The sequence below is a fragment of the Gammaproteobacteria bacterium genome, from assembly GCA_027296625.1.
Taxonomy (GTDB): Bacteria; Pseudomonadota; Gammaproteobacteria; order JAKEHO01; family JAKEHO01; genus JAKEHO01.
This window is the reverse complement of the sequence record JAPUIX010000100.1, coordinates 1-2,756: the sequence shown is the minus strand read 5'-3', so window position 1 is coordinate 2,756 and position 2,756 is coordinate 1. Positions and strand designations below refer to the sequence as shown.

Here is a 2,756-nt window from a genome sequence, read left to right as displayed (position 1 = left end):
TTAATTAGTATATTGAAAATTTATTTTGTGATGGATGGGGCAAAACCAGTCGCGGCTACATCGATGGGGGTGTGGAGAAAAAATACGAAAATAGGAGTTGGGCACAATTTGGCGGTTAGAAAGGAATAACAAAAAAGAGGGCGTTGAAAGTATTTAATTTTATATATATCACAAAAGCTGAAGGATGTGGGAGTCGAAATTATTGATAACCAGACCAATCTGTCTCATCCAAAATCCATATTGATCCATTTTGATGTGGGATATGCAATTAAGGACGGACCGGACCCTTGGAACACGCCAGATTTTTTCCCTTCAATTATACGGCGGATCGTAAACTATAGGCTGAGAAAACTTTATATGCATTGGAAAGCAATCAGGAACAACGGAGCCTGACGCTTTGGTCTAATTGTGCCTCGTAGAATCGTACCTCAATTCATGAAGAAAATCGTCTTTTTTGTCAATCGTTCGCCGAAAAGAATAGTTCATGAGATACGGCTCCCGTGAACCAAACAGCATAAGGGATGGGAAATGTCCACCCCGACTCGCATTGGGCTGACAGCGACACAGGCCCGCGCTGGTTGACATCCAAAATGTGCGGGCGCAAAGTTCACACCGTCGTGGCATCGCTCAGTTGTGAAAGCTAGTCATCTAAAAGGCAATAACGCCCACGAAGAAGGCACATTGGCGGCGTTTCGCGATGCCCCTACTGGCCTGGGCCGCCACGCGCGGCGTCATGCAGAATTCCTGCCAACTTCGGCATCGCATTGCGTGCGTCGAACAGGCTCGCCGCTCTCTCGCGCGCCGCTTCGCCCATGCGCCGGCGGCGCGCATCATCACCGAGCAGCGTTAGCACGGCGGCAGCCAAAGCATCAGGGTCGCCGGTTGGAACCAGCAACCCAGTCTCGCCAGCGCTGACGATTTCAGAACATCCTGTCGGGCAGTCGGTCGCAACCGCGGGCACGCCCAGCAGCTGCGCTTCGATGAGGATGGTGCTAAGTCCTTCATAGTCGCTTGACAATAAGAACATGTGAGCTCGTGCCAGCCACGGATAGGGATTAGCCTGGAAGCCCAGCAGGTGCACGCTGTCTGTCAAGTCGAGGGCGTCTATCTGCTTGGTAAGGTCTGTACGCAGGCTGCCGTCACCAATGATGACAAGGCGCGCCTCAGTTTGCGAGCGGACGCGCCTGAATGCGTCAATCATGATATCGAAGCGCTTTTGCTTGTGCAGCCGCGCCACAGCAATTAGCACCGGCCTGTCGAACAGGGAGTCGTCGATCGGGACGGCGGCCTTGGCGACAATGTCTTCGGCAATCAAGCCGGTCGTCCAGACTCGGATCCGTTCTGGCTCAATGAAGTTGTAGGTCGCGACCGCCAAGTCTTTCAGGTCGTGGGTCAGTGTCAGGAAACCGTCCATCACACGGTAGGATCTGCGCGCCCAGGGTTGTCGCCAACCCGGCTCCCGTTTGGGGTTATTAACGATAATGGCAAGCGTCGCCGGGCGCTCGGCGACAAGGCGTAGCGCTTCGCCCAGGAGAAGGCAGGGGTTTATGGCGCCGGGGACGACGAGATCGGGCTTCACTGTCCGGATCAGGCGCGATAGAGCGAGAACAGCGCCCGGAAACTGCCAGAATTTTCTCAGACCGATCTCGTGAATGGTGACATTATCGGGAACGGGAAAGACGATTTCGGCGCGATGCAGGGCGAGATGAAGATCGAAGGCTTGGGGATCGAGGCAGCGCAAGATTTCGCTAAAGACGCGTTCGACCCCACCGCTACGCATGTCGTGAGTGATGAACAGAACTTTGGTTCGACTGCGCATGGCCCCGCTTCAGAGCTTACGCAGCACTAGACAGCTCGCACGATAGGTGCGGAAGAGCCACGGCAGTCGGTGCAACAGACCATACCACCGACGAGGCCGGTAGAAGGGCAGGAACAAGCGCGGCAACAACAGGGGCTGTTGCCGGATCTCGTCGATGAAAGACCCAACGTCGAGGATCTCACCCGAGATCATCTCGGTAGCCGGAAAAAGAGCGCGCAGTTCCGCAAGTTCGGGGCGAAACATCGTGTCGATCGGGGCTGCATGGTAGGGATAGGCGTTCGGGCAGGATATCAGAAGCACCCCACCGCTCGGCAGCAGCTGAAGCATGGCGACGCAAAACGCATTTCGGTCTGAGACGTGCTCCAGGACGTTAGAGCATAATACGGAACGGATGCCGAAATCTTTGAGACCCTTCAGGCTTGCTTCATCGCTAAGATCACCGACCACGTCGATGCCTGGACCGGCTATGATATCCATGTGCAGGACCCGCCCATCGCGCTCGCGGATCGGCGCGAACAATTCCCGGTCAATCCAGGGTTGGCGTACCCGCCGGTGTAAATCGTTCCCGCTGCCGACGTTGAGCAAGGGGAATAGTGCGCTGCCTGCGAGCTCTTGTAGGCGTGCACGGAACCACTGAGCTTCGGCTAGGAACAAAGGTCACCTCGGCAATGGCACGACGGGTAAGGCTAGCATACATCGGCCGGCCTCTTGTCCAGTAAACAAGGATTCCCCAGATGGCTCCTCCCAATCGCCGACAATGGTGGCACAATGGGCATCCGGCCGCGAATTCGGCCCTGAGCTGTCACGATAGGCTGTGGTCCGCTCTTGATCGGGCTGATTTTGCGATCAAAAGCCCGGCCAGTGACCTTTTCGCGCTCTGAGAGCGTACCCGAAGAGAATACCGAACGGTCGTGCGCAATGTCCGCTTTGGGTCTTG

Annotated in this window: 3 protein-coding genes; all 3 read right to left on the bottom strand. The window is 55.7% G+C overall.

Annotated features, from left to right (window positions below; genetic code table 11):
• Positions 1 to 703 precede the first annotated feature (703 nt).
• Positions 704 to 1,819, bottom strand: coding sequence for a glycosyltransferase (locus tag O6944_05160; protein MCZ6718526.1), 1,116 nt, complete (start codon positions 1,817 to 1,819; stop codon positions 704 to 706).
• Positions 1,820 to 1,828: 9 nt separating this feature from the next.
• Positions 1,829 to 2,473, bottom strand: coding sequence for a methyltransferase type 11 (locus O6944_05155; protein ID MCZ6718525.1), 645 nt, complete (start codon positions 2,471 to 2,473; stop codon positions 1,829 to 1,831).
• A gap of 32 nt (positions 2,474 to 2,505) precedes the next feature.
• Positions 2,506 to 2,756: hypothetical protein (locus O6944_05150; GenBank protein MCZ6718524.1), on the bottom strand; the 251-nt coding region annotated here is incomplete at its 5' end.